Source organism: Ammonifex thiophilus (genome assembly GCF_003368535.1).
Lineage (GTDB): Bacteria > Bacillota > Desulfotomaculia > Desulfotomaculales > Ammonificaceae > Ammonifex > Ammonifex thiophilus.
Genome location: NZ_QSLN01000002.1, coordinates 142,842 through 165,905 on the forward strand (window position 1 = coordinate 142,842; position 23,064 = coordinate 165,905).

Sequence of the window (23,064 nt, forward strand, 5' to 3'; positions counted from 1 at the left end):
TTTCTCACTCCTTTTTTAGCGGACTGATCCAGGAGAAATAACCCACCCCGACTTCTAGTTCCGCCTCCACCAGAAGCCTCACTTCCGGCAATTCCTCCGGCAAGGGAGGTCGCCAGGGAACAGGTACGGGCGGAGTCTCGGTCCAGTCGGAAACCAGTAGAGGAACGAAAAAACTATTCTCCCACCAGCCGAGCTCGCACCGATAGCTCGCGCCGGCCTCCAGTTCGGTGAAGTACCAATCGCCGCAGAAGAAGGAGGGAAACACTTCGCGCAATAGCGTCAGGTGGGCGCCGCGACGGGACCAGAGGCGCAAACCCCACTTTTTACCCACAATCACCAACTGAGTGGCAGGCGATAGCTCCCAATAAGCGAACAGCACCGAGGGCTCGCGGGAGAGCAAAACTAGCACATTATCCCCGTACCCCCCGGCGAGGCGCGACTCCCCCATATTTGGGCCTCCTCTCTCCAAAGGTATGCACACATATTCACTCCACTCCCCGCCATTTTTCTCCTGCTCATTCTTATTTTAGCATGGGGGAGAACTTAAGGACATAAAATTTTTCGCCGAGGGAAGATGCTCGAGGTAGCAGTAGGATTCCTTCTACTCTTAGGAGGGCTAAAGCTTATTCAGGAGGGGCTGGTTCGGCTGGCGGGCAGCCGGGCGACCGCTTTGCTCGGTAACCTGCTCGTCGGTCCCTGGCGCTCATTTTTAGCCGGTCTGGCAGCCGCCGCCCTCACCCAGAGCAGCACCGCTGTCTCGGTTTTGACCGTGGGTTTGGTGCATAGCCACTTCCTTTCCTTGCCGGAAGCCATTGGGATCATCCTAGGAGCCAATGTGGGGACCACTCTCACGGTGCAACTCATGGTTTTAAAACCGGGATCACTGGCTTATTACCTGGGCACTCTGGGGATTTTTCTCTTGCCGAAGCGCCCCCCTTGGCGGCACGCCGGGATGGCGCTTTTAGGGCTGGGCTTGATATTCGCGGGAATCGCCTGGTTCGAAATCGGGTGCAGGAAACTGGAGCAGCATCCTTGGCTTCTGGCCCCGCTCAACGCCGCCGAAAAAAGTCACCTTCTAGCCTTCCTCCTATCCACCCTGGTCACCGCCCTGTTGCACTCCTCCAGCCTGACCACCGGCCTGGCCATGACCCTCTACGCCCAGGGAATGGTAAGTCGCGAGACGGCCTTGGTATTCGTCTTGGGCAACAACTTAGGAACCTGCTTCACAGCGCTTCTCGTCTCTTTGGTCAGTTCCAACGCCGGGAGGAGGGTAGCGCTGGCCCACTTCCTGGTTAACCTGGGAGGGGCCTTACTCTTTTTTCCCTTACTCTATCCTTGGGGGATGCTGGCCCGGTGGCTTAGCTCCGGGCCAGCGCACGAGGTCGCCAACGCCCACACCCTGTATAATCTCATAACCAGCCTTGTGCTACTCCCTTTTTGCCGCCCCTTAGCTCGCTTCCTGGAGAAACTCTTGCCCGACCGCTAGAGACGCCGCTTCCGACGCCGACGGGAGGCGTAAATGGCTCCAACCGCCAGCCCCAGAACGCCCAGTATCACCTTGCCGCCGGTGCGCTGCCAAAAGGGGAGAAGGGAAACCGCATTCCCAGCCACCAGGGGGATCTTCATTCCTTCCCCTTTACCTGTGGTCACCAGCACCTCTCCCACCCCTTCCCCCGCCTTTACCGGCAAGCGCAGCGGGTTCAAGTGTATTTGCCAGCGGGGAAGAGAAAAAGCTCCCCCCTCCGCGGGAACGTAATAAGTGAAGCTTTCCCCCGCGATCAGAAGCAGGGGCCGGTTTCCCCCCGGTATTCCGACCTGGCCCAGAGCCTCCCCTTTCTTGAAAAGCTCTACAGGCTTAAAGGCATTAAAGCCGTAGTCCAGCAGCTTTACGGCGTCGTTCCAGACCTCCGTCCCCTCACTCTTGAGGACTACGGCGATAAGTTCCCGGCCGTTACGCCGGGCTGCCGCCACCAGGCACTGCCCGGCCACCGTGGTGTAGCCCGTCTTCACCCCTATGGCTCCCTCGTAGCGCCAGAGCAACTTGTTGTGGTTGACCAAGACAAAGGGTTCAGGCAGAGCCGGGCGGTGGAGGGTGTAGGTCTTGGTAGCCACTATCTCGCGAAAAAAGCGATTGCCCAGTGCCACCCGGGTAATTCGGGCCAGATCGAGAGCAGTGGTGTAGTGCTCAGGATCGGGTAGACCGTGCGGGTTGGTAAAGTGGGAAGAAGTAGCCCCACAGGCCTTGGCCGTTTCGTTCATAAGTTGAGCAAAGGCGGGAACACTGCCACTCACTTTCTGGGCCAAGGCCACCGCCACATCGTTAGCCGAGTTGAGCAGGAGGGCGTAAAGCGCATCTTCGACCGAAAGCTTCTCCCCCTCCTTGAGCCAGATGGAAGAGCCTTCGGTGCTTACCGCCTCCGGAGAAGCCACAATCTGATCGTTTAGCCGTGCGTACTGCAGCACCACCAGGGCGGTGAGGATCTTGGTGGTGCTGGCTGGATACATGTGTTCCTCCGGGTTTTTGGCGTAAAGCACTTGCCCGGTCTCGGCTTCCATCAGCACCGCCGCCTCCGCCTTGATCTCCGGCGGGGAGGCCCAAGCCCGACCAAATCCCAAGAAAAAGACAAAAATAAAAGTTATTACCGCCACCCTTCGACGCAAAACTCACCCTCCTCGGCTCTTAAAACTGAGAAAGCGGGTAAGAGTCTTACCCGCTTTCTGTCACCAAAGCCCTAAGCTTACCAACCTGCCGGCTTTTCCGTCACCTGAAGCTGCACCCTTACAAGTTTGCCGCCCCGCCAGACTAAGAGGTTGGCCTGGGACCCTACCTTCAGCTCCTTGACCGCCGCCACTAGGTCGTCCGGAGTCTTCACCTTTTTTCCATTAATCTCCAGGATGACATCCCCCCGGGTGATGCCCGCCTTATCGGCTGGGCTGCCCGGAACTACCCCCAGCACCAGCGCCCCTTCCGCCTTGGGCAGACCCAGGTACTGGGCCACATTCTCGTCCACCGGTCCTATCTGCACACCTAACCAGGGACGGATGATCTTACCCTTGGTCATGAGTTCGTTGAGCACGCTCTTCACCGTGTCCGAGGGAATGGCAAACCCTATCCCCTGAGCTTGGGCGTTGACCGCCGTGTTGATGCCTATGACCTCACCCTTGAGGTTCAAAAGGGGGCCACCGCTGTTGCCCGGGTTAATAGCGGCGTCAGTCTGCAAGAGATTCTTGTAGTGGCGGTTGCCAACATCGATCGGCCGGCCTTTGGCACTGAGCACACCTACGGTGACGGTGTGGTCAAGACCGTAAGGGTTGCCGATGGCGATCACCCAATCCCCCACCCGCATTTTCTCACTATCGCCCAACTTCAGAAAAGGCACCTTCTGGGGCACATCGATCTTTAAAACGGCCAGATCAAGATCGTAGTCCGCACCCACCACCCGTGCTTTGAAAGGCTGGGAGAAACCCGAAACCGTGACCGTGATTTGAGAAGCCCCATCGATCACGTGCTCGTTAGTTAATATGTATCCATCGTCAGAAATAAAGAAGCCTGATCCCAACCCCTGCTGGTATTCCTGTACCCGCGGAATATCGCCGAAAAACTGCCGGAAAAAGGGGTTGTTAAAGAAAGGATCGAACTTAGGAGCTATGGTGTCGATCTTCACTACCGCCGGGCTGGCCTGAGCCACGATGTTGGCGATGGCTTCCGGACCCACCCCGGGAGCCACCTGGTTGTCCGCCAGCGCAGGAGTCTTAGAGCTGGAAGCGTAGAAGCAGCCGGCAGTGAAAAATATACCGGCTACAAAGGCCAGAAGGGCAACGGGCGCTATCCAGCGCCGCCAATTCATTTTCCCACCCCCTGCTTGGGATTATAAAATACGGTCTTGGCTTTAGCCAAGACCGTAAAGGCTTTTTAAAAATTTCTCATTTCCCAGGGAAGTGCCGCTTAAGTGTATCCCAGAAGCGCTTTTCCTCGAAGCCCAACCGCCATACAGCAATTCCAGCCAGTCGATACTTCTTCATGAGTTCAATCTTCTGTCGGAAAGTATGGCTGTTTTCAAACCATATCTCCCGCTGCCTACCGTTGGGTGCTGTATAGACGTAATAGGGTTCTTGGTACTGATCGCTCCACTTTACCGGCACGCCTAACCGAGAAGCGTGCTCCATTATTTCCTTAGTGGGACGAGAAAAACCCCCTGCCCGCCCTGCCGGCCAGTCATAGCCATAAGTGGCAATACCCAGCAAAATCTGGTCGCGCCTAAATCCTTGGTTCAGAGCCTCCTTGATGTTGTCCTCTACCCAACCGAAGGGAGCTACCGGACCGGGAGGACTAGAGTCCTGGTGGCGGTCATAGGTCATAAGTGCCACTTTGTCCACCAACTGGGCCAGCGCCCCGTAGTCGTAAATGCCCGAGACTTCAGGAGAAACCTGCACGTGTGGCACTACCGAAACGGCAAGCGTCTTACCCATGGGCTTCAAGGCGTCTCGCAGCCTGCGGACGAAGTCGGTGAGCAAGTCACGATCGTGGGCGAAGTTTTTGCCGTTAACCGGCATAAGCTGCACGTCCAAATTGACCCCATCGTACCCCTCTCTTCTCACCACATCCACTATGTTGGCAATGGTCCGGTCGCGCACAGTAGGATCTCGCAGAAAAGTATCGTCATTTTTCCCCACATTTATAAGCGGCACCACCCGCAAGCCGTAAGACCTGGCCACTCTTAAAGCCTCCCGGTTCACTTTAACATCCAAGCTTCCGTCGGGCATAATGCTATACCAAAGTGGAGAAATTTCGTCCACCAGGCGGCCATGAGCTTTGAGCGAAGAGAACGAATCGGTGGGATGCCCCGGCTCGTCCACGTAAAAGGCCACCACCTGCGGCCGGTAAAGTGGCGCCGGCACTGCCGGCTTGCGCATTGCCCCTATCCCCGCGCCGAGGAACAAGAGCACCAAACACCCCACCAGCGCGTATAGAGCTCTCCTCTGCCTCTCGGTCATCTCCATGTGCCTTCCCCCATTACCCTCAAAACTTCCCTAGACCATAGCTTGCTTTCTACCTCCCGGCTCTATTCAGCCTCGGCAGCCGAAGCGCCTGTCACTCGTAACATTTTCTGCCACTCCTCTTCCGGGACAACCTCCGCAATGGTAAGGTCCCTGGCTTCGCTTAAGTCGATCTCCTGCGGAGTGAGACGGTTTCCTTCGGCGTCAAAAAAGAGGCGTACGCGGGGACGCAGGGTAGCTCCTCTCTTGGTCTCGACCACCACTCCCACCGCTCCGGAGGACAGGCGAACCACGGTGCCCACCGGGTAAGCCGCTATATTTTCCAAAAAAGCCTGCACTATCCGGTAGTCAAAAAGAAAATTGCCCGCACCGGCAATGAATTCGTAGGCCTCGTGCACCGGATAAGCCCGCCGATAACACCTGTCGGCCGTAAGGGCGTCGAAGACATCCGCTACCCCGCAGATAGCAGCAAATTCGTGAATTTCCTTGCCCTTCAGTCCCTGCGGATAGCCTTGCCCCAAATACCGCTCGTGATGCTGATGGGCTACTACACACGCAGAACTGTCTATCCCTGCCTTCTTTAGCAGGTGGTAACCTTCTACCGTGTGCGATTTGACCAGGGCAAATTCCTCAGGAGTAAGCTTTCCCGGTTTCTGCAGTACCTCCGGGGGAATTTTGGACTTGCCCACATCGTGTAGCAAAGCCCCCACTCCTAAGGCGATAAGCCTTTTGCGATCGTAGCCCAAAGAAATGCCTGTGAGGAGGGAGAGGAGACAGACGTTCACGCTGTGTCCGAAGGTGTAGTCATCTAGCGCCCGCACGTCAACCAAGCTCACAACCACTTTAGGAGAGCTTAAAAGCTCGTCTACCAAATCCTTTACGGTGTCCACCACCGCTTTGACTGTGATGACGGCCCGGCCGGCACCTTGCGGCGGGTTCTCGAAAAATTCCCTAACCCTCACAAGTGCTTGCAAGCGCAGCTCTTCAGAGATTACGTCTTTTACCTCGACATCATCGAGAAAGCCGTCTTCCACGTATATGGCGGAAACGCCCAAGAGGCGCAAGCGGTTGATTACCTTCTCCGTAAGCCGTGTCCCGGCATTCACCAGCAGCTGGCCAGAGGAGCTATACAACGCCCGCCCGACCTTCATCCCCGGCCGCAATAAGTCTACCGGCACCCGCCGCAAAAACCCCACCTCCTGGCCAGGCCGAAATTGCTTCCAACTTTTTCTTCGACGTTTTTCTACAATTTCCTTCGGAACAAAGCTACTTTTTCTAAAGGGATTCAGACCACCTGACCTTCATTCCTTCCTCAAAAGCGACAGATAGATTAACCCCGCCAGAAAAGTGTGGCCCGGTACTTTGATAAGCCCTCTAGAAAACAAGAAAGGGTTTCCGCGTAGAGCGGAAACCCTCGGCTTGCTTATATGGAGCGGAAGACGGGATTCGAACCCGCGACCCTCGCCTTGGCAAGGCGATGCTCTACCACTGAGCCACTTCCGCTCGTTCACCACTTTTAAAGCTTTGGTGCCACGGGACGGAGTCGAACCGCCGACACGAGGATTTTCAGTCCTCTGCTCTACCACCTGAGCTACCGTGGCATTTATGGCGGAGCTGACGGGATTTGAACCCGCGATCTCCTGCGTGACAGGCAGGTATGTTAACCAGGCTACACCACAGCTCCGCAACCACTATTAAATATAGCTCAACCCCCCGGCAAAGTCAAGCACAAAAGAAGAGGTTAAATCTCTGCGGCGAGGCCCAAGTAGGCCATGACCTTGGCGTCTTCCACCAAGTTGTCGATCCGGGCGTACTCGTTAGGCTGATGGGCCAGTTCATCAAAAGTACCCCAGACCGCCGCTGGTATGCCGAGCCTACGGAAGTAGGCGGCAAAAGTCCCTCCCCCGATACCTCCCACCCTGGCCTCCTTGCCCCTGAGCTCTCTTATCGCGCGACGCAGGAGCTTCACGATGGGGCTGTCGGACGGCGTGGCGGGCGACTCCACCTGCTGTAGCACCTCAAGCTTGATCCGGGGAAAGGTTCTCTCCCCAAGCTCCCGGCGGTACTCGCCTTCCAGTCGCCGGGCCAGCGTTTCGGCTTCGTGCAAAATCTCGTCCAAGCGGTAGCAGGGAAGCACCCGGCAATCGAAAACGACTTCCGCTTCCCCCGGAATTATATTAGGGGCGTCGCTCAGGCTTCTCCCCATGGTGGGCTCGAAGGAGCTTATCGGATATTCGAAAAGCTCGTCTTCGACGTCGAACTTCTCGTGCAGACGCTGGTCGAGAACCCGAGCGTAATCCAAAGCTACCCGAAAGGCGTTGAACCCCTTGTGGGGGGTGCTCCCGTGTACCTGCTTCCCCTCTACTTTTACTTTCAGCCAGAGAAGGCTTTTCTCGGCGATCTCAATGAAAGTCCCCTCCCGATTCCCCCCGTCGGGCACCAGAACCAGGTCCTCCCTGCGGAAAAGCTCCGGGTGGTTTTTCATGAGCCACTCAATGCCGTACCTGTTACCCGTCTCCTCGTCGCTGACGAAGGCTAAAACAAAGGTCCGCTTGGGCCTGAGACCCAGGTTCATAAGCGCCCTCACCGCGTAAAGGGAAGCTACCAGGCTCTGTCCGTTGTCTTCACTTCCCCGGCCGTAAACCTTGCCTTCCTTGAGCAGAGGGTTAAAGGGCGAAGTCTCCGTCCACTTTTCTAGATCGCCCGGGGGGACCACGTCCAGGTGGGTGAGAATCCAGAGGCGGGGACTTTGCTCTCCTTGCTCGCCGTAGTAGTAGGCCAGGAGGTTGGGGCGTATACCGTTCAAGGCTCTAGGGTCTGGGGCATCGTAGCGCTCTATTCGGTCGAAGGGCCACTGGCGGATGATTTCCTCCAGCTTCTCCGCCTTGCGGAGTTCTCCTTCACCCCCGTTATCCGGACTTAAAGCGGGTATCTTGATGAGCTCCACCAGCGCCTCCACCATCTCGCCACGCAGGCGCTCCACTTCCTCCAATACGCGCGGGTCGACCATAAAAAGCCTCCTTAGCCGAACTGAGCGGCCTCTTTTCTGAACACCGGTGCGTCGCGCCAGAGGCGCTCCAGCCCGTAAAACTCCCTTTCCTCCTCCAGAAAGACATGCACCACCACGTCGCCGAAATCGAGCAAAATCCAGCGCCCCTCCTGAAACCCTTCCCGGTGAAGCAGGTTTACGCCCTGCTCAGCCAGCTTCTTTTCTATGTGCTCGGCTATGGCCTTTACTTGAATGGGATTGTTGCCGCTGAGGATCACGAAGTAGTCGCACAGGGGGAGAAGCTTGCCCACTTCCAGAGCTAGGATGTCGTAGCCTTTCTTTTCCTGGGCAGCCTCGATAATGAGGTCCACTATTTCACGAGGCTTCACTTTGATCTCTCGCGCTCCTCGCTTTAATAATATGAGGATAAGGGGCCATAAGACGGCTCTTCTCCCGAGCGTCCCCTGGCCCCTTACGCCCTAGTTTATCGTCCTCCGGTTAGCGCCGAGGACGGCTCTGCCGCTCGCGGGCTTCGTTGACTACGAGCACGCGCCCGCCATATTCGGCCCCGTTGAGAGCCCGAATCATGGCCTCCGCGTCTTCGTCGCGCACCTCGACGAAGCCGAAGCCCCGCGAACGACCCGTTTGCCGGTCAACGATGATCCGGCTGGACAGCACCTCGCCGTAAGCCGAAAAGATCTCCGCCAGCTCTTCCGCTTGCGTCGACCACGGCAGGTTGCCCACATACAGGGTCCGCGCCACTTGCCTCACCTCTCTTGACTCGATATGGTTCTCGCAGGATGACTGCCTCCGCCGCGCCTTTTACCGGTACAAACCGTGGGCGTAGATATACTCCTCTACGGCTTCCGGCAGAAGATACTTGATCGGCTTTCCTGCGCGGACCCGTTCCCGGATCTCCGTGGAAGAAACCGCTACTCCTGGAACCGGAAGCACCGTAACCCTGCGTCCCCGTCCGCCTTTCACCGCCGAGGGATAGCCTGGGCGCGTAGCCACCACAAAGTGGCAGAGCGTTAAGAGTTCCCCTACGCGGTGCCAGGTCAAAAACTCGGCCAGCGCATCCATCCCCAGGATAAAGAAGACTTCTGCCTGCGGGAAGAGCCGACGGAACTCCTTTACCGTGTCTACGGTATAGGAGGGACCTGGACGCTCGATCTCCACGGTCGAAACCTCAAAGTACGGGTTGGAGGCCACGGCCAGCCTGACCATCGCCAGGCGATGCTCGGCAGGCGTAACCCTCCTCCTCTTGTGCGGGGGTTGCCCGCTCGGTATGAAATACACCTTATCCAGGCGCATCTCATACCGCACCGCTTCGGCTATTGCCAGGTGGCCGAAGTGAATGGGATCGAAAGTCCCACCCAACAAACCCAGGCGCATGCCGGGGTCTCCATCCTGCTTGGCTCCATTATAAACCTTTTCTGCCCCCCGATCAATGACTAATTTTCCCCTTTCAGCCAAGGAATTTGCGCAAAAGCTCCTTCTCCCGCCTGAGCACGCTTATTCCCTGAGCTATGGCCGTAGCCAGCGCCTCCAAAAAGCCGTCCTGGGACAGAAGCCTTGCGTCTTCGGGATGATCCAGAAAAAGGCATTCTAAAAGCACTGCGGGCATGCGGGTGTAGCGAAGCACGTAAAAGGGGGCTTCCTTTCCTCCCCTGTCTCGGGTTCCTTGCGGGAGGAGGAAACCGGTGGCCGCCGCGTGCAGGATTTGTCGGTAATAGCGGGTGAGAGGAGGAGCGGAGGGATAAACGTAGCTTTCAAAGCCCCTCCCCCCGCCCGCGTTGAAGTGCAGGGAGAGGAAAAGGTCGGCGTTGTGGTAGTTGGCTATCCGCACCCTCTCACTAAGCGAAACGTCTTGATCTTCCCTGCGCGTCAGGATAATGGTCGCCGGCGGAGCCACCTTTTCCACCATGAGTTTGGCTAACTTGAGGGTGAGATCTGCCTCCCGCAAATTCCCGCAAACCGCTCCCGGATCGCTTCCCCCGTGCCCTGGATCAATCACTATACGCACTTTTCCCCCCTCCCGCAGACTCAGTCTACGAGTGCGGGAGGGAAAAAGTTACTCCCGCACTTGCCCCTCACCCAAGATTATGTACTTTATGGTGGTGAGCTCTTTTAGCCCCATGGGCCCCCGGGCATGGAGCTTCTGGGTGGAGATACCGATCTCTGCTCCGAAGCCAAATTGTCCCCCGTCGGTGAAGCGGGTGGAGGCATTGACATAAACGGCCGCCGCATCCACCGCTTCTAGGAAGCGCCGGGCGGTAGAGTAGTCTTCGGTCACGATGGCCTCCGAGTGCTTGGTGCCGTAGCGGTAGATGTGGTCCAAAGCCTCGTCGAGGCTTTGAACCACCTTGACGGCGAGGATGAGGTCGAGAAATTCGGTGGCCCAGTCTTCCTCGGTAGCCGGTCGGGCCCAGGGCAGATACTGCAGGGTAACGGGGCAGCCCCTTATCTCCACCCCACGTTCCCTCAGCTTTTCCCCTACGGCGGGCAGGAAGCGCGGCGCTACCTCTTGGTGGACGAGTAGGGTCTCCATGGCGTTACACACGCCGGGGCGCTGGCACTTGGCGTTGATGACGATGGCCTCCGCCTTGGCCAGATCAGCCGCCGCGTCCACGTACACGTGGCAGTTTCCCACCCCCGTCTCGATGACGGGGACGGTGGCCGTGCGAACCACGGTTTGGATGAGCCCTGCTCCCCCGCGGGGAATGAGGACGTCTATGTACTCGTTAAGCCGCATCAGCACCTGGGCCGCCTCGCGTTCCGGGCGATCGATAAATTCTATAGCTCCTTCCGGAACCCCGCTCTCCACCGCCGCCCGGGCTATGACCTTGACTATGGCCGCGTTGGAGTTAAGGGCCTCCGACCCTCCCCGCAAGACCACCGCGTTCCCCGCCTTAAGACAAAGACCAGCGGCATCCACGGTGACGTTGGGACGGGCCTCATAGATCATCCCCACAACCCCTAAGGGCACGCGCATCTGCCCTATCATCAGCCCGTTAGGCCGCTTCCACATGGCCACGATCTCCCCCACCGGGTCGGGGAGCTTCACTATGTCCCTTAAGCCCTGGGCCATTTCCCGGAGGCGCTTCTCGTTGAGCATAAGGCGGTCGAGCAAAGCCTTGGATAGCCCCTTAGCCCGGGCTGCCTCCATGTCACGGGCGTTGGCCTCTAAGATGAACTCCTTTTCCCGCTCCAAGGCGTCGGCCATGGCCATAAGGGCCTTGTCCTTGACCGTGGTGGGAAGGTAGGCCAACCGCCTGGCCGCTTCTTTGGCCCTTCGCGCCTTAGCTACCACCTCTTCCTCAATCGGAGTCACGCCAACCCCACCTCCTGTAGAGTTTTTCTAAGCTTAGCGTAGGTATCGCCTAGGGCTTCCGGGATCACCCGCACTTCACCGAAGACGGTCATGAAACTGGTGTCTCCTTCCCAGCGGGGCACGATGTGCACGTGGAAGTGCTCGGGTATCCCCGCGCCCGCCACCTTGCCCAGGTTAATGCCGATGTTGAAACCATCGGGACGCATCACCCGGCGCAGGATCTCCACCATGTCCTTGGTTAAGGTAAATATCTCCAGCCATTCCTCCGGCGTGAGCTCCGTAACGTCACCCACGTGGCGGTTAGGGGCCACCAGCAGATGCCCATTGTTGTAAGGGTAGAGGTTCATTAAGACGAAAGCGTGCTCGCGCCGCAGCAGCAGGAGATTCTCCTCGTCCCGGTTGTCCTGCAACTTGGCACAGAAAATGCATTCCGTTCGACCGGTACTCTTACCGACATAGACCGCCCGCCAAGGAGCCCACAACCTCTCCACCGCCGCTTAACCCCCTTATTCTTGCAATACCAGGTTATCCCGGTGCACCACTTCGTCATAAAGGCGGGAACCGAGCACAGCCTCGATTTCGCAAGTCTTGCACCCTTTGATCTGCTCTACCTCCGCCGCCGAGTAGTTCACCAGACCCCGCGCGATTTCCCTCCCCTCGGGGTCGACTATGCTAACGGCGTGTCCCGCCTCGAAGTTCCCCTCCACTTTTACGATGCCGGAGGGGAGAAGGCTCTTCCCCTCTTCTCGCAAAGCCTTGGCCGCTCCCGCATCCACGTAGATTTTTCCTTTTACCTGAGCGCCAAAGAGCAACCAGCGCCTCTTCGCGCGTAGCCTCTCGCGAGGAAAAAAGACAGTCCCGATCTCCTCACCGGCTAGAACGCGCCTTACCACCCCCGGCAGGGAAGCCCGGGCAATCACCAGGGTACAGCCGGAGCGGCCGGCAATGCGGGCCGCTTCCAGTTTAGTGAGCATGCCCCCGCTGCCCACCTGCGAACCGGGTCCGCTGGCCAAAGCCCATATCTCCGGCGTGAGTTCTCTAACCTCCGAAATCAGCTGGGCTTCCGGGTCGCGGCGGGGATCGCCGGTGTAAAGCCCGTCCACGTCGGAGAGGATGAGCAAAAGCTCGGCGTTTACCAGGCTGGCCACCAGGGCAGAAAGGGTGTCGTTGTCCCCCAGGCGAATCTCCTCCACCGCCACCGTATCGTTCTCGTTGATGATGGGAATCACCCGGTACTCAAGCAAAGTGAGAAGCGTGTTGCGGGCGTTTAAGAAACGGCGGCGGTGGGCGAAGTCGTCCCGCGTGAGCAACACTTGCCCCACAGTGATGCCGTGGGAAGAGAAGAAGCGCTCGTAGATCTGCATGAGCAGCCCTTGCCCCACCGCGGCGCAGGCCTGCTTTTCCGGTATGGTGCGGGGCCGGCTCTTGAGTCCCAGCTTCCCCATGCCCGCTCCGATAGCCCCGGAGGTGACCAGCAGCACGTCTCTTCCCTCTCGGTGCACAGCTGCTAGCTCGTCCACCAGCTTGGCTATTTGTTCCAGATCGAGCTCTCCCGATGGCAGGGTGAGGGAGCTCGTGCCCACTTTAACCACCAGGCGGCGACAGTGCTTAAACTCCTCCCGTCGCATAAGCTTACTCCTCCGGCTGGAAGGTGAATTCTTGTTTGCCGATACGCACCACGGCACCAGGCCGGGCGCCCGCCTCGCGGAGCTTGCGTTCCAGCCCCAGGCGGCGCAGGAGCTCCTCAGCCGCCCGCCGCGCCTCCGGATTCTCCCAGTCGATCATGAGCAGACGCCGACTGAGCTCTCCTTCCACTACAAAGACTTCCCCTTCCCGACGCACCTCCAGTTCCACCTTTTCCTTCGGGTGCTCGGGGGCAAAAGTCTTGGGAGGAGGAAGTTCTTTCAAGAGGGCCGCTATACGGCGGATCAAGGCCTCTACACCTTGTCCGGTGGCGGCCGAGATAGGGAATATTTCGTATCCCTTCAAGCTTTCTTGCAGCCGCTTCAGGTTTTCCTCGCTACCGGGAAGATCCATCTTATTGGCCGCTATGATCTGGGGCCTTTCCGCCAGCTCCGGGTCGTAAAGCGTAAGCTCGCGGTTCACCACCTCGAAAGCCTTGAGGGGGTCCATGGCCGCCATTTCTGACATGTCCAGAACATGCACCAGCAAGCGGGTGCGCTCCACGTGCCGCAGGAACCGGTGCCCCAAGCCCGCCCCGGCGTGCGCCCCCTCGATGAGCCCGGGAAGGTCGGCCAGGACAAAGCTTTCCCCTTCCTCCACCCGGACTACCCCCAGGCAGGGCTCTAAGGTGGTGAAGGGGTAGTCGGCTATCTTGGGCCGGGCGGCTGAAACCCGGCTCAGAAGCGTGGACTTGCCGGCGTTGGGCAGGCCCACAAGCCCCGCGTCGGCCAGAAGCTTGAGCTCCAACTCGATCCAGCGCTCTTCTCCCGGCTCCCCCTTTTCGGCGAAGCGGGGAGCTTGGTTGGTGGGGGTGGCAAAGCGGGCATTACCCCGGCCGCCGCGTCCTCCCCGCGCCACGATAACTTCCTGACCGTCCTCCACCAGATCGGCGATTATCTCTCCCGTTGCGGCATCGCGTACCACCGTCCCCACCGGAACCCGCAGGATGAGATCCTTCCCGTCCCGACCGGTGCGGCAGTTCCCCTGCCCGTGCCCCCCTCTTTCTGCCTTGAAGTGCTTTTTGAAGTGGAAGTCGATGAGGGTGCGCAGCCGAGCATCGGCCTTGAGGATGACATGCCCCCCACGCCCCCCGTCTCCTCCCGCTGGGCCTCCGAAGGGGACGTACTTCTCTCGCCGAAAGGCCACACAGCCGTTCCCGCCGTCTCCCGCCTTCACGTAAATCTTCAGGTGATCGTAGAACATATTTCTAAAACTCCCCTGGCAAAAGCCTTATACGCAGGTCCTCGGAACCAAAGGTGACCTGGGGTGAATTGAGCTTACTTGCCACCTCTTCCCAATTAAGCTTTCCCACGTAGCGCAAGAGGTAACCCTCCGGCCAGGGACGGCCCACCACCAGAAGCTCCATATCTTTGCCCGCTTTCAGGATGAACCGGTGGCAGCGAGAAATAAGCGCCAGGCCGGAAGGAGCTACAGGGAAAGTAGAAACCTTTTCTATCTCGAAAAAGACTTTTATTCCTACTTTGAGTGCCTCTGCCTGAAAAAGAAGCAGAAGCCAGGCTACTTCTGGCAGGCCGCACTTGGCCACCTGCCCGCGGGAAGCAATGTCTTTCACCGCCCGGCCTATCTGCTCCCGCGCGCGGTCCTCGCGACCGAGCTCCAGAAAGCCCAGGATGACCTGCAGATGGTTTAAGAAATCGTGGTACTGGGTCCGCAAGAGGGCCAGAGCCTCCGCCGCCTCCATGACCTTCCTCGTCCTTCCTGCTTTTTAAGATCGTTCGGCCAAGCTTTACAAAATTCCTTCCCGCCGACAAAGCGCCGCGGCTTCCACCAAGCGTTCGGCTAAAGCAGGAAAAGAGGCGAAGTGCAGGTGAAGGTAAGAGGCCAAGGTGCGGCGGTAGACCACCCCTTCCGCCTCCACCTCCCCTCCGCTCCGGCGCAGGCGGAAGGCAGGGGGAAGGGCACTCTCCCCCTCCAGACGGGAATAATGAAATACGTGCCCTCGCACCTTCTCCCCCGCCCGGAAAAAGGGAGAAGGAGTAAGCACCTCCGCCACGACGTAGCCCAGCCGCTTGAGCCTCTCCCCCATCGTCACTTTGAAAGGAAGCGCCCCTACCAGCCGAAACTCCTCCCCTTTCCAGGCCAGGGAGGAGCACAGATAAACTAACCCTCCGCACTCGGCGTAAACCGGCATGCCTTTTTCCACCGCCGCCTTTATCGCTTCCCTAATAGGCAGGTTGGCGCTGAGCTTAGAGGCAAATACTTCCGGGAAGCCGCCGCCCAGGTACAAAGCCGAGCTCCCCTCCGGTAAGGTAGGAGCCTCGCAGGGGCTGAAAGGGGCGATTTCCGCTCCGAAGGCTTCCAGTAACTCCAGGTTCTCCGGATAGTAGAAGGAAAAGGCCTGGTCGTAAGCCACCGCTATCCTAGCTTGCGGGGTCCGGGGAGAAGGGGGGAAAAGGGAAGTGGCCGGAGGAAGGAGGGGAGGAGCGGCAGAGGCCAGGGTTAGACACCCGTCCAAATCGAAGTTGGCCTCGACCACGTCGGCCAACCGGGCGGCATATTCTTTCAGATCCGACCTCTCCGCCGCCGGCACCAGTCCCAGGTGGCGGGAGGGGAGTTCAAGCTCCGGCAGCCGGGGAAGGCAGCCAAAAACCTTCACCCCCACCCGGGACTCCACCACTTCCCGCAAAAGGCGAGCATGTTTTTCGCTCCCCACCCCGGTGAAGACTACTCCCTCCAGCCTCACTTCCGGGTCGAAAGCCTTAAAGCCCAGGACCACGGCGGCCGCCGAGGTGCTCATCCCCCGGGCCGCCACCACCAGCACCACCGGGGCACGCAAGATCTTGCTAAGCTCGGCCGTACTCCCCTCCGTCGAGCCGGCTCTGCCGTCGTAAAGCCCCATCACCCCTTCGACGATTGCCAAATCCGCCCCCCGGCTCCCGCGCAGAAAGAGTTCGCACAAGACCTCTTCCGGCATGAGCCAGGGATCGAGGTTGCGGGCCACCCTCCCTGTTACGGCCGCGTGAAAGCCCGGGTCGATGTAGTCAGGGCCTACTTTGAAGCCCTGCACTTTAAGGCCCCGCCGCCTGAAGGCTGCCATCAGCCCCAGGGTCACCGTAGTCTTGCCGCTGCCGCTTCCCGCTCCTGCCACTACCAACCGCTTCAATTTTCCGTCTCCTTTCCCAAGAACCAGGGAAGCAGGCGATGCCCCTCTTCCAGCTTGAAGGAGGAGCTGGCCGCCGCCTCTTCGGTGAAGGGACGCCCCTCGCCCGAACCGGGCAAAGGAGGGTCGCCCGCGGCCAGGAAAGGCACCGGGTCGGAAGTATGGGTGCGGCGGACCACCGGGGTGGGATGATCAGGTAGGACCAGCACGCGCCAGGAGGGAAAACTTTCCCAGAGGCCTTTCAATATCTCACCCACCACCAGTCGGTCTATGGACTCGATGGCCCGGATCTTCTCTTCCAGGTCCCCCTGGTGCCCGGCCTCGTCCGGAGCTTCAATGTGGACGAAGACGAAGTCCGCCCCCTCTTGGAGTTCCTTTAACGCCGCCTGGGCCTTGGCCCGGTAGTCGGTGCGGGTGTTGCCCGTAGCCCCGGGGACCAAAGGTACGCGCATACCGCAGAGCCTCCCTATCCCCTTGATGAGGTCCACGGCCGCCACCACCGCCCCTGTAAGCCCGAAGCGCTCTCTGAAAAGGGGGAGCTGCGGCCGGCGCCCCGCCCCCCAGAACCAGATGGCGTTGGCCGCGTTTTCTCCCGGAAGGGAGGCTAAAAGTGCGGCTCCCCGGACCATCAGCTCCCGCAGAAGCTCCGCCCCCTCCCCCTGAGGGAGGTAGGGTCCTATCCTCTGCCCCGTTATATCGTGGGGCGGGGTAAGTTTGAGCTTATCCGGGTCCGGCCCCTCCCGCCAGATCATAAGGTGCCGGTAGCTCACCCCCGGATAAAACCGGACGCGAAAATCCCCCAGCCTCTCCTGGAGAAAAGCTATGAGTTCCTCGGCCCGCTCGGTGGGTATCTCCCCGGCACTGTAGTCCAGCATGACCCGGTCAGCGTATTCCTCCGCCGGGGAGAGGGTGACCAGGTTGCAGCGCAGGGCGAGGTCCGCAGGAGAAAGCTCTATCCCCTGGCTGGCCGCCTCTAAAGGAGCCCGCCCGGTGTAGTAGCGTCGGGGATCGTAGCCCAGCACCGCCAGGTTGGCCACGTCGCTGCCGGGAGGGAAACCCGGAGGTACGGTTCTCACCTCTCCTACCAGCCCCGCGTGGGCCAGGGCGTCCAGATTGGGAGTGCGGGCATAGGCCAAGGGGGTAAGCCCTCCCAAGGAGGGGCAAGGGTAATCGGCCATGCCGTCCGCCAGAATCACTACATACTTCAAGCCTTTACCCCCTTTCCAGCCACTGGCAAACGAGCTCCAGCCGAAGGTGTTCCCGCAAAAGCTCCGCCAATCGGTCTAAGCACCTTTCCCGGTGCTGCCGGTAGGCCAGGGTCGGGAAGGAGCGGGGTGGAAGTCCCCGCTGCCGGCGCAGAGCGTCGAGAAAGGCCCGGCGGAACCGGTCGGATACGAAAAGGTCATGTAGATAAGTCCCGGCCACATTTTCCCGCCAGGCCCCTTCCTCCTCCCCGCTAGCGGCAAAAAGGGGCGTTACCTTGGACGCCGGGAAGGTGATCCCCCGGTGAATCTCGTACCCCTCCACCTCCGTGCCCTCCGCCACCAGCCAGCCACGGGCTATGACTTTAGCCCGCCGGTACCTGGTAACCTTTTCCGGGCCGAAGACCGTGCTCACCTCCAAGAGCCCCAGGCCTGGATAAGAACCCTTCTCTCCTTCCCATCCCCCGGGGTCGCAAAGTTCCTTCCCTAAAAGCTGGTAGCCGCCGCAGATGCCCAGCAGAAAAGTCCCTTCTCTTGCCGCCCGCAGAAGAGCTCGGTCCCAGCCCGTCTGCCGGAGCCACTTCAGCGCGTCTATGGCACTCTTGGTTCCCGGCAGGATTATCAGGTCAGGATGACCTAGTTGCCGCGGATGGCGGACAAAGCGCAAGGACACGTCCGGTTCCAGGGAAAGAGGCTCGAAATCCGTAAAGTTGCTTATCCGGGGAAGGTGGACCACCGCTACCTCGATCTCCCCTTCCCCTCCACCGTCCCTGAGCGAAAGGGAATCCTCCGCCCCCAGGCCCGGTAGCTCCACGTAAGGGAGCACCCCCAGCACTGGCTTGCCCGTGCGCTCTTCCAGGAAGCGCAGGCCCGGCTCCAGGATGGAAAGCTCCCCGCGAAACTTGTTGATGACCAGCCCCTTCACCCGCTCGCGCTCCTCCGGGGAAAGGAGCTCCAGGGTTCCCACCAGCTGAGCGAAAACGCCGCCCCGGTCGATATCGGCCACCAGGATGACTGGGGCTTGGGCCCAAGCGGCCATCCGCATGTTGGCGATGTCCCGGTCCTTGAGGTTTACCTCCGCCGGACTACCCGCTCCTTCGATGACGATGATCTCGTGCCGGTCAGCTAGACGACCGAAGCTTTCTTTTACCACCTCCCAAGCCCTCTCCAGCCACGCCCTCCGGTAGTCCCGCGCCGAAAGCAAACCTACCGCCTTACCCTGGAGTATCAGCTCGGCTATGGTGTCCCGCTGGGGCTTGAGCAAGACCGGGTTCATGTCCACCGAAGGAGGGATCCCCGCCGCTTCTGCCTGCAGGGCTTGGGCGTAGGCGATCTCTCCACCCTCGGGGGTGACATAGGCGTTAAGGGACATGTTCTGGGCCTTGAAGGGAGCAACCCGCCAGCCCTCCTGCCGCAAAAGCCGGCAAAGGGCGGTCACCAGCCAACTCTTCCCCGCGTGCGAGGTGGTTCCCTGAACCATCAAAGCCTTGGCCAAAAAGCGTACCTCCCCAAGACTCTTTAAAAAGTAAAAAGGCGGGTTTAACCCCTCCCGCCTCGATCGATCCGTCCTCGCAAATATACACCCCGAACCTCTGGAGCTTAGCTTGTCAGCGCGGGAACCACGCTCACGTACTTGCGCTCCCGACCCCGGGAGTGGAAGCGCACGAAGCCGTCCACCAGGGCAAAGAGGGTGTCATCGCCACCCCGCCCCACGTTCTTGCCGGGGTGGAACTTGGTGCCCCGCTGACGCACCAGGATCGAGCCCGCCGTGACGAACTCGCCGTCGCCGCACTTCACGCCCAGGTATTTAGCGTTAGAATCCCGTCCGTTACGCGAACTGCCGACACCCTTTTTGTGGGCCATAACGTATCCCCCCTTTCCTTAAAAAGCGAGTTTTACGCCTCTATCTTGGCGACCAGGACCTCGGTGTAGAGCTGCCGGTGCCCCTTCTTGCGCCGGTAGTTCTTCTTGGGCTTGTACTTGAAGACCACGATCTTGGGGTGCTTCCCGTGCCCCAAGACCTTGAGGTCCACCCGCGCCCCCTCAACCTCGGGCGCACCGATCTTGACCTCACCGTCCTTGACCACCATCAGCACGCGGGGATTCACCACTTCCCCCACATCTGCCGGCAGCTTTTCCACTTTCAGCCGCTGTCCTTCTTCTACCCGGTACTGCTTGCCACCCGTTTCGATAACGGCGTACATTTCCTTTCCACTCCTTCCTCTAAGCCAGACCAAGCGATATTTTAGCACAAATATCGTTCCGGGCAAAGGCCCCTTTTCTCCAGCGCCAGAAGCTTTCGTTTCCAATCTTTTCCCAAACTAAATCCCCCCAGCCCTCGGCGGGCGATCACCCGGTGGCAGGGGATGATAATGGGGACGCGGTTAGCCGCCAAGGCCCGGCCCACCGCCCGCGCCCCGCCGGGCACCCCCAAGGCCCGGGCCAGTTCGCCGTAAGAGACCAATTTCCCGTAGGGAAGCTGCCGGACAAACTCCAGCACCCGTCTCTGGAAAGGGGTATAAGCACTTAGATCGAGCGGCACCCAGCTAAAGTCCACCTGCTCCCCGGCAAAGTAAGTCTTCAAGGCCAGAGCCAGCCTCTCGCCCGGTGAAGGGCAGCCGGGGAGGCCCTCCAAGCCCTGCCAGAAGCCGGGGAAGGAAAGCTTCTTAAGCTTCCCCTCGGTGGACCACAGGGCTAGAAACTCACCCCATGAGGGCACCTCAATCTTCTGCGCTATCTGTTTCCCCGTCTTCTTCTCCGTTTCCATCCTCTTCCGGGATCCCCTCACCCTCTTCTTCCTCCAGGTTGTTTATCTGTTCCGCCATCTCTCTAAGCCGGGCCGCCACCCGCCCGTGTACGGTGTCGGGTGGGAATTTCCCGTCAGGTCCTCTTTCTCCCGCCGGCACCCCGGTCAAGAGCTCTATTCCTTCGTCCACCGTATTTACGAAGTAGATGTGGAAAAGTCCCTGCTTTATCGCTTCCACCACATCTTCCCGCAACATGAGGTTCTCCTTATTGGCCGAAGGAATAATCACCCCCTGGTCGCCCGTCAGCCCCTTGGCCTTACAGATGTCGAAGAACCCCTCTATCTTTTCGTTAATTCCCCCTACCGCCTGGATCTCCCCCTTTTGGTTGACCGAGCCGGTGACCGCCAGGTTCTGCTTGATGGGGAGACCGGAAAGGGCCGAGAGGAGCGCATAAAGCTCGGCGCTGGAGGCGCTGTCCCCCTCCACCCCCTCGTAGTTCTGCTCGAAAACCAGGCGTGCCGCCAAGCTTAGAGGGGCCTCGCGGTAGTACTTCTCGTTTAGGTAGCCGGTGAGGATAAGCACTCCCTTGGTGTGGATGCGCCCGCCCAGCCGCGCCTCCCGCTCGATATCGATTACTCCCTCCTTGCCCGCAGCCACCGTGGCCGTTATGCGCTGAGGACGCCCAAAGGAGATATCCCCCAGATCGATGACCGCCAGCCCGTTGACCTGCCCCACTTTGGCCCCCGTCACCTCGATCTTGATGAAGCCCCGGGTGATCATTTCCTGAATGCGTTCCTGAATGAGGTTAGAGCGGTAGAAGCGGGCGTCGATGGCCTGGCGCACGTGGCAAGCCGAGACGTAAGCCGCCCCTTCCTTACGGGCGTAGTAGCAGGCTTCCCGCACCACATCGGCAATTTCCGAGAACCGGGTGGCCAGCTTGGTCTGGTCCTCCGCCAGGCGCGAGCCGTACTCCACCAGCTTGGCCACCGCCGAAGCATCCAAGTGCAGAAGATTTTCCTTCTCGCAGAGGGTACGGAAAAAGGCGGCGTACTTGCGCACGTTTTCCGGCGTCCGGTCCATGCGGGTGCCAAACTCCGCCTTCACCTTAAAGAGCTCCTGGAAATCGGGGTCGTAGTGGAAGAAGATGTAATAAAGCCAGGGGTCGCCCAGAAGGATGACCTTGAGCTTTAAGGGTATGGGCTCGGGCTGCAGGGTCTTGGTGGTCAGCAGCCCCAGCCGCTCGCTTATGTCCTCGATGACCACCCTCCCTTCCCGCAAAGCCCGCTTGAGCCCGTCCCAGGAGAAGAGGTTGCGCACCATCTCCTCCACGGGAATGATGAGGTAGCCGCCGTTGGCTCTATGCAGAGCCCCGGGGCGGATCATGGTGAAGTCGGTTATAAGAGCTCCGAAGACCGCCTCCCGCTCGATGCGCCCCACCAGGTTGCTGTAGGTAGGGTTGTACTCCACTATCACCGGGGCTCCCTGGAGCTCGCTGTTGTCGACCAGCACGTTGACCTCGTAGCGCCGGAAGGGGTCTTCCCGGTGCCACGGCGGCCCCGGCCGCTCCCCCTCCGCCCGGCCGCGGAAAAGGGCTAAGTTGTCCAAAATGTCTGCCTTGACCGCCTCCAGGTAGTTGAGCACGGCCGGCAGGGAGCGGTATTTCTCCCGCATATCTTTGAGCAGGAGCCCCAGCACGTAGTCAGCCACCTGCCGGTCAAGCTCCCTTATCGCCTCGTGCGCCATGCGCTCGATGTTCTGCAGTTCCCTGAAAGTACTGGCAACCTCAGCCTCCAGTTCCTCGCGCCGTCTTATGATCTCCTCCTGTTGCTCGCGGGGCAAAGCGGCAAAGTCTTTATCTTTAATGGGTTCGCCGTCGATTACCGGGATGATAAAGAGACCGGTAGGCGTAGGCTGGATCATGAAACCAGCCTCACTCGCCCGCTCGTTCAGCTCTTGGAAAAGGCGGTTGCGCTGGGCGTTGAAAGTTTCGATGGTCTCTTCCCTCTTTTTGGCGTACTCTTCACTTTCAAAAGCCCGGGGAATCTCCCGGCGAGCAGAGGCGATAAAGTTCTTCATATCCCGGGCAAACTCCACCCCCTTGCCCGCCGGTAGCTCGATAGCTCGGGGGGTGTAAGGATCCCGGAAATTATAGACGTAGCACCAGTCCGAGGGGGTGGGCTTGGTTTTAGCTATGTTTTCTAAAAAGTTCTTTACCGCCGTGGTCCGCCCCGTTCCCGGAAGGCCGGCCACGAAGATGTTGAACCCCTGATCCTCTATCTCCAGCCCGAACTCTAAGGCCTTTACCGCTCTCTCTTGACCGATGATGCTCTCCAGCGGTTCGATCTCATCGGTTTTGAGCCAAGAACCCAGCTCTTCCTCAGTGCAAATGGCTCTGACCTCTTCTGCCGTAGCTCGCCGTGCCAAAGATCACCGCTCCTTTCCCCGAAACCCAGGTCTTTTAAGGGGGATTATATTAAGAGACGACGGAAAACGGCAAGATAGAGAAAGGGGGAAGGAAGCGCTTCCTCCCCCCTTTCCAGAAAGCGTTTCGGGCTGCTTACTCCGCCAGGTGGATGACCCCGGTAATGGCCAGCAGCAGCACTACTATCTCGGCTAGCACGATGATGCTAAAGGGTACGTCGCGCTTGGCGACGTAGAAGGGGAAGAGTATTATAAACCCTAGCACCTGCAGACCTGCCAGTATGGCAATGCCAATATAGTTGAGGAAGTCTCCCTTGTCTAGATGGTACACCCAGTTCCAACCAGTAGGTACCTGTGTTACCTCGACGAACTTCTTTACCTTCATTCCCCAGAGCTTGGGAAGCTCTGTCACCGGAATGAAAGGTTTGAGTACTCCGAACATATAGAGGATAAAGGTCATTATGAGCAGGCCCATGCCTATAAGCATGCCCCAATACAGAACGGTGGCGTAAACCTGCTGCTCCCGCGGAATCTCTACCGCCTTGCCCTTGTCGCTCATCTTCTTCCCC

Annotated in this window: 24 protein-coding genes and 3 tRNA genes; 1 reads left to right on the forward strand and 26 read right to left on the reverse strand. The window is 59.4% G+C overall.

Going from position 1 to position 23,064, the window contains the following annotated elements:
* Positions 1-4 precede the first annotated feature (4 nt).
* Positions 5-448, reverse strand: a complete 444-nt coding sequence (locus DXX99_RS03025; RefSeq protein WP_115792038.1) for a DUF4912 domain-containing protein — start codon at positions 446-448, stop codon at positions 5-7.
* A 126-nt stretch (positions 449-574) separates the two neighbouring features.
* Between DXX99_RS03025 and DXX99_RS03030 the strand changes: the two genes are divergently transcribed.
* Positions 575-1,486, forward strand: coding sequence for a Na/Pi cotransporter family protein (locus DXX99_RS03030; protein WP_115792039.1), 912 nt, complete (start codon positions 575-577; stop codon positions 1,484-1,486).
* Here the strand turns inward: DXX99_RS03030 and DXX99_RS03035 are convergent.
* From DXX99_RS03035 to DXX99_RS03155, 25 genes are all read right to left on the reverse strand, one after another.
* Entirely contained in the window at positions 1,483-2,661 is a 1,179-nt protein-coding gene (locus tag DXX99_RS03035) for a D-alanyl-D-alanine carboxypeptidase family protein (RefSeq protein ID WP_115792040.1), read from the reverse strand. The genes DXX99_RS03030 and DXX99_RS03035 overlap by 4 nt on opposite strands.
* A gap of 77 nt (positions 2,662-2,738) precedes the next feature.
* Complete coding sequence (locus DXX99_RS03040) at positions 2,739-3,848, reverse strand: S1C family serine protease (RefSeq protein ID WP_115792041.1); 1,110 nt, start codon at positions 3,846-3,848, stop codon at positions 2,739-2,741.
* A 76-nt stretch (positions 3,849-3,924) separates the two neighbouring features.
* Positions 3,925-5,001, reverse strand: coding sequence for a glycosyl hydrolase family 18 protein (locus tag DXX99_RS03045; protein ID WP_115792042.1), 1,077 nt, complete (start codon positions 4,999-5,001; stop codon positions 3,925-3,927).
* A gap of 62 nt (positions 5,002-5,063) precedes the next feature.
* Positions 5,064-6,176: an HD-GYP domain-containing protein gene (locus DXX99_RS03050; protein WP_240610799.1), complete on the reverse strand. Its 1,113-nt coding sequence runs from the start codon at positions 6,174-6,176 to the stop codon at positions 5,064-5,066.
* Positions 6,177-6,426: 250 nt separating this feature from the next.
* A tRNA-Gly gene (locus DXX99_RS03055) sits at positions 6,427-6,501 on the reverse strand.
* 22 nt (positions 6,502-6,523) lie between these two features.
* A tRNA-Phe gene (locus DXX99_RS03060) sits at positions 6,524-6,599 on the reverse strand.
* A 5-nt stretch (positions 6,600-6,604) separates the two neighbouring features.
* Positions 6,605-6,682, reverse strand: a tRNA-Asp gene (locus DXX99_RS03065).
* 57 nt (positions 6,683-6,739) lie between these two features.
* Complete coding sequence (locus tag DXX99_RS03070) at positions 6,740-8,008, reverse strand: M20 family metallo-hydrolase (protein ID WP_115792044.1); 1,269 nt, start codon at positions 8,006-8,008, stop codon at positions 6,740-6,742.
* Positions 8,009-8,019: 11 nt separating this feature from the next.
* Entirely contained in the window at positions 8,020-8,376 is a 357-nt protein-coding gene (gene rsfS, locus DXX99_RS03075) for a ribosome silencing factor (RefSeq protein WP_205664619.1), read from the reverse strand.
* Positions 8,377-8,485: 109 nt separating this feature from the next.
* Positions 8,486-8,749 carry an RNA recognition motif domain-containing protein gene (locus DXX99_RS03080; RefSeq protein ID WP_015738241.1) on the reverse strand — a complete coding sequence of 88 codons (264 nt, stop codon included), beginning with the start codon at positions 8,747-8,749 and terminating at the stop codon, positions 8,486-8,488.
* A gap of 60 nt (positions 8,750-8,809) precedes the next feature.
* Entirely contained in the window at positions 8,810-9,382 is a 573-nt protein-coding gene (gene nadD / locus DXX99_RS03085; protein WP_115792105.1) for a nicotinate-nucleotide adenylyltransferase, read from the reverse strand.
* Between the two features lie 73 nt (positions 9,383-9,455).
* Complete coding sequence (locus DXX99_RS03090) at positions 9,456-10,013, reverse strand: N-acetylmuramoyl-L-alanine amidase (RefSeq protein ID WP_115792046.1); 558 nt, start codon at positions 10,011-10,013, stop codon at positions 9,456-9,458.
* 48 nt (positions 10,014-10,061) lie between these two features.
* Positions 10,062-11,321: a glutamate-5-semialdehyde dehydrogenase gene (locus DXX99_RS03095; protein WP_115792047.1), complete on the reverse strand. Its 1,260-nt coding sequence runs from the start codon at positions 11,319-11,321 to the stop codon at positions 10,062-10,064.
* Positions 11,318-11,812: an HIT family protein gene (locus DXX99_RS03100; protein WP_115792048.1), complete on the reverse strand. Its 495-nt coding sequence runs from the start codon at positions 11,810-11,812 to the stop codon at positions 11,318-11,320. The genes DXX99_RS03095 and DXX99_RS03100 overlap by 4 nt, the downstream gene beginning before the upstream one ends.
* A 15-nt stretch (positions 11,813-11,827) precedes the next feature.
* A complete protein-coding gene (proB, locus tag DXX99_RS03105) occupies positions 11,828-12,949 on the reverse strand; it encodes a glutamate 5-kinase (protein ID WP_115792049.1) in 1,122 nt (373 codons plus the stop codon).
* A 4-nt stretch (positions 12,950-12,953) separates the two neighbouring features.
* On the reverse strand, positions 12,954-14,207 hold the full coding sequence (gene obgE, locus DXX99_RS03110; protein WP_115792050.1) for a GTPase ObgE: 1,254 nt from the start codon (positions 14,205-14,207) through the stop codon (positions 12,954-12,956).
* Positions 14,208-14,211: 4 nt separating this feature from the next.
* On the reverse strand, positions 14,212-14,706 hold the full coding sequence (locus tag DXX99_RS03115; protein WP_115792051.1) for a Spo0B domain-containing protein: 495 nt from the start codon (positions 14,704-14,706) through the stop codon (positions 14,212-14,214).
* Positions 14,707-14,751: 45 nt separating this feature from the next.
* A complete protein-coding gene (locus DXX99_RS03120; RefSeq protein WP_115792052.1) occupies positions 14,752-16,128 on the reverse strand; it encodes a cobyrinic acid a,c-diamide synthase CobB in 1,377 nt (458 codons plus the stop codon).
* Positions 16,125-17,333 carry a cofactor-independent phosphoglycerate mutase gene (locus DXX99_RS03125; RefSeq protein WP_115792053.1) on the reverse strand — a complete coding sequence of 403 codons (1,209 nt, stop codon included), beginning with the start codon at positions 17,331-17,333 and terminating at the stop codon, positions 16,125-16,127. The genes DXX99_RS03120 and DXX99_RS03125 overlap by 4 nt, the downstream gene beginning before the upstream one ends.
* 4 nt (positions 17,334-17,337) lie before the next feature.
* Positions 17,338-18,822: a cobyric acid synthase gene (locus DXX99_RS03130; RefSeq protein WP_205664620.1), complete on the reverse strand. Its 1,485-nt coding sequence runs from the start codon at positions 18,820-18,822 to the stop codon at positions 17,338-17,340.
* Positions 18,823-18,926: 104 nt separating this feature from the next.
* A complete protein-coding gene (gene rpmA / locus DXX99_RS03135) occupies positions 18,927-19,190 on the reverse strand; it encodes a 50S ribosomal protein L27 (protein WP_115792054.1) in 264 nt (87 codons plus the stop codon).
* Positions 19,191-19,222: 32 nt separating this feature from the next.
* Complete coding sequence (rplU, locus tag DXX99_RS03140; protein ID WP_115792055.1) at positions 19,223-19,531, reverse strand: 50S ribosomal protein L21; 309 nt, start codon at positions 19,529-19,531, stop codon at positions 19,223-19,225.
* 41 nt (positions 19,532-19,572) lie between these two features.
* A complete protein-coding gene (locus DXX99_RS03145) occupies positions 19,573-20,094 on the reverse strand; it encodes a methylated-DNA--[protein]-cysteine S-methyltransferase (protein WP_115792056.1) in 522 nt (173 codons plus the stop codon).
* The gene (locus DXX99_RS03150; RefSeq protein ID WP_115792057.1) at positions 20,048-22,498 is read right to left on the reverse strand and encodes a Lon protease family protein; all 2,451 of its coding nucleotides are present in this window, start codon (positions 22,496-22,498) and stop codon (positions 20,048-20,050) included. Before DXX99_RS03150 ends, DXX99_RS03145 begins: the two co-directional genes overlap by 47 nt.
* A gap of 133 nt (positions 22,499-22,631) precedes the next feature.
* On the reverse strand, positions 22,632-23,054 hold the full coding sequence (locus DXX99_RS03155) for a DUF1634 domain-containing protein (RefSeq protein ID WP_115792058.1): 423 nt from the start codon (positions 23,052-23,054) through the stop codon (positions 22,632-22,634).
* Between the last annotated feature and the right edge of the window lie 10 nt (positions 23,055-23,064).

Coding starts and splice junctions, on each gene's coding strand:
- rplU (WP_115792055.1), bottom strand. CDS start 19,531: ATGTACGCCGTTATCGAAACGGGTGGCAAGCAGTACCGGGTAGAAGAA.
- rpmA (WP_115792054.1), bottom strand. CDS start 19,190: ATGGCCCACAAAAAGGGTGTCGGCAGTTCGCGTAACGGACGGGATTCT.
- nadD (WP_115792105.1), bottom strand. CDS start 9,382: ATGCGCCTGGGTTTGTTGGGTGGGACTTTCGATCCCATTCACTTCGGC.
- DXX99_RS03115 (WP_115792051.1), bottom strand. CDS start 14,706: ATGGAGGCGGCGGAGGCTCTGGCCCTCTTGCGGACCCAGTACCACGAT.
- DXX99_RS03025 (WP_115792038.1), bottom strand. CDS start 448: ATGGGGGAGTCGCGCCTCGCCGGGGGGTACGGGGATAATGTGCTAGTT.
- proB (WP_115792049.1), bottom strand. CDS start 12,949: ATGCGACGGGAGGAGTTTAAGCACTGTCGCCGCCTGGTGGTTAAAGTG.
- DXX99_RS03040 (WP_115792041.1), bottom strand. CDS start 3,848: ATGAATTGGCGGCGCTGGATAGCGCCCGTTGCCCTTCTGGCCTTTGTA.
- DXX99_RS03155 (WP_115792058.1), bottom strand. CDS start 23,054: ATGAGCGACAAGGGCAAGGCGGTAGAGATTCCGCGGGAGCAGCAGGTT.
- obgE (WP_115792050.1), bottom strand. CDS start 14,207: ATGTTCTACGATCACCTGAAGATTTACGTGAAGGCGGGAGACGGCGGG.
- DXX99_RS03030 (WP_115792039.1), top strand. CDS start 575: ATGCTCGAGGTAGCAGTAGGATTCCTTCTACTCTTAGGAGGGCTAAAG.
- DXX99_RS03045 (WP_115792042.1), bottom strand. CDS start 5,001: ATGGAGATGACCGAGAGGCAGAGGAGAGCTCTATACGCGCTGGTGGGG.
- DXX99_RS03070 (WP_115792044.1), bottom strand. CDS start 8,008: ATGGTCGACCCGCGCGTATTGGAGGAAGTGGAGCGCCTGCGTGGCGAG.
- DXX99_RS03145 (WP_115792056.1), bottom strand. CDS start 20,094: ATGGAAACGGAGAAGAAGACGGGGAAACAGATAGCGCAGAAGATTGAG.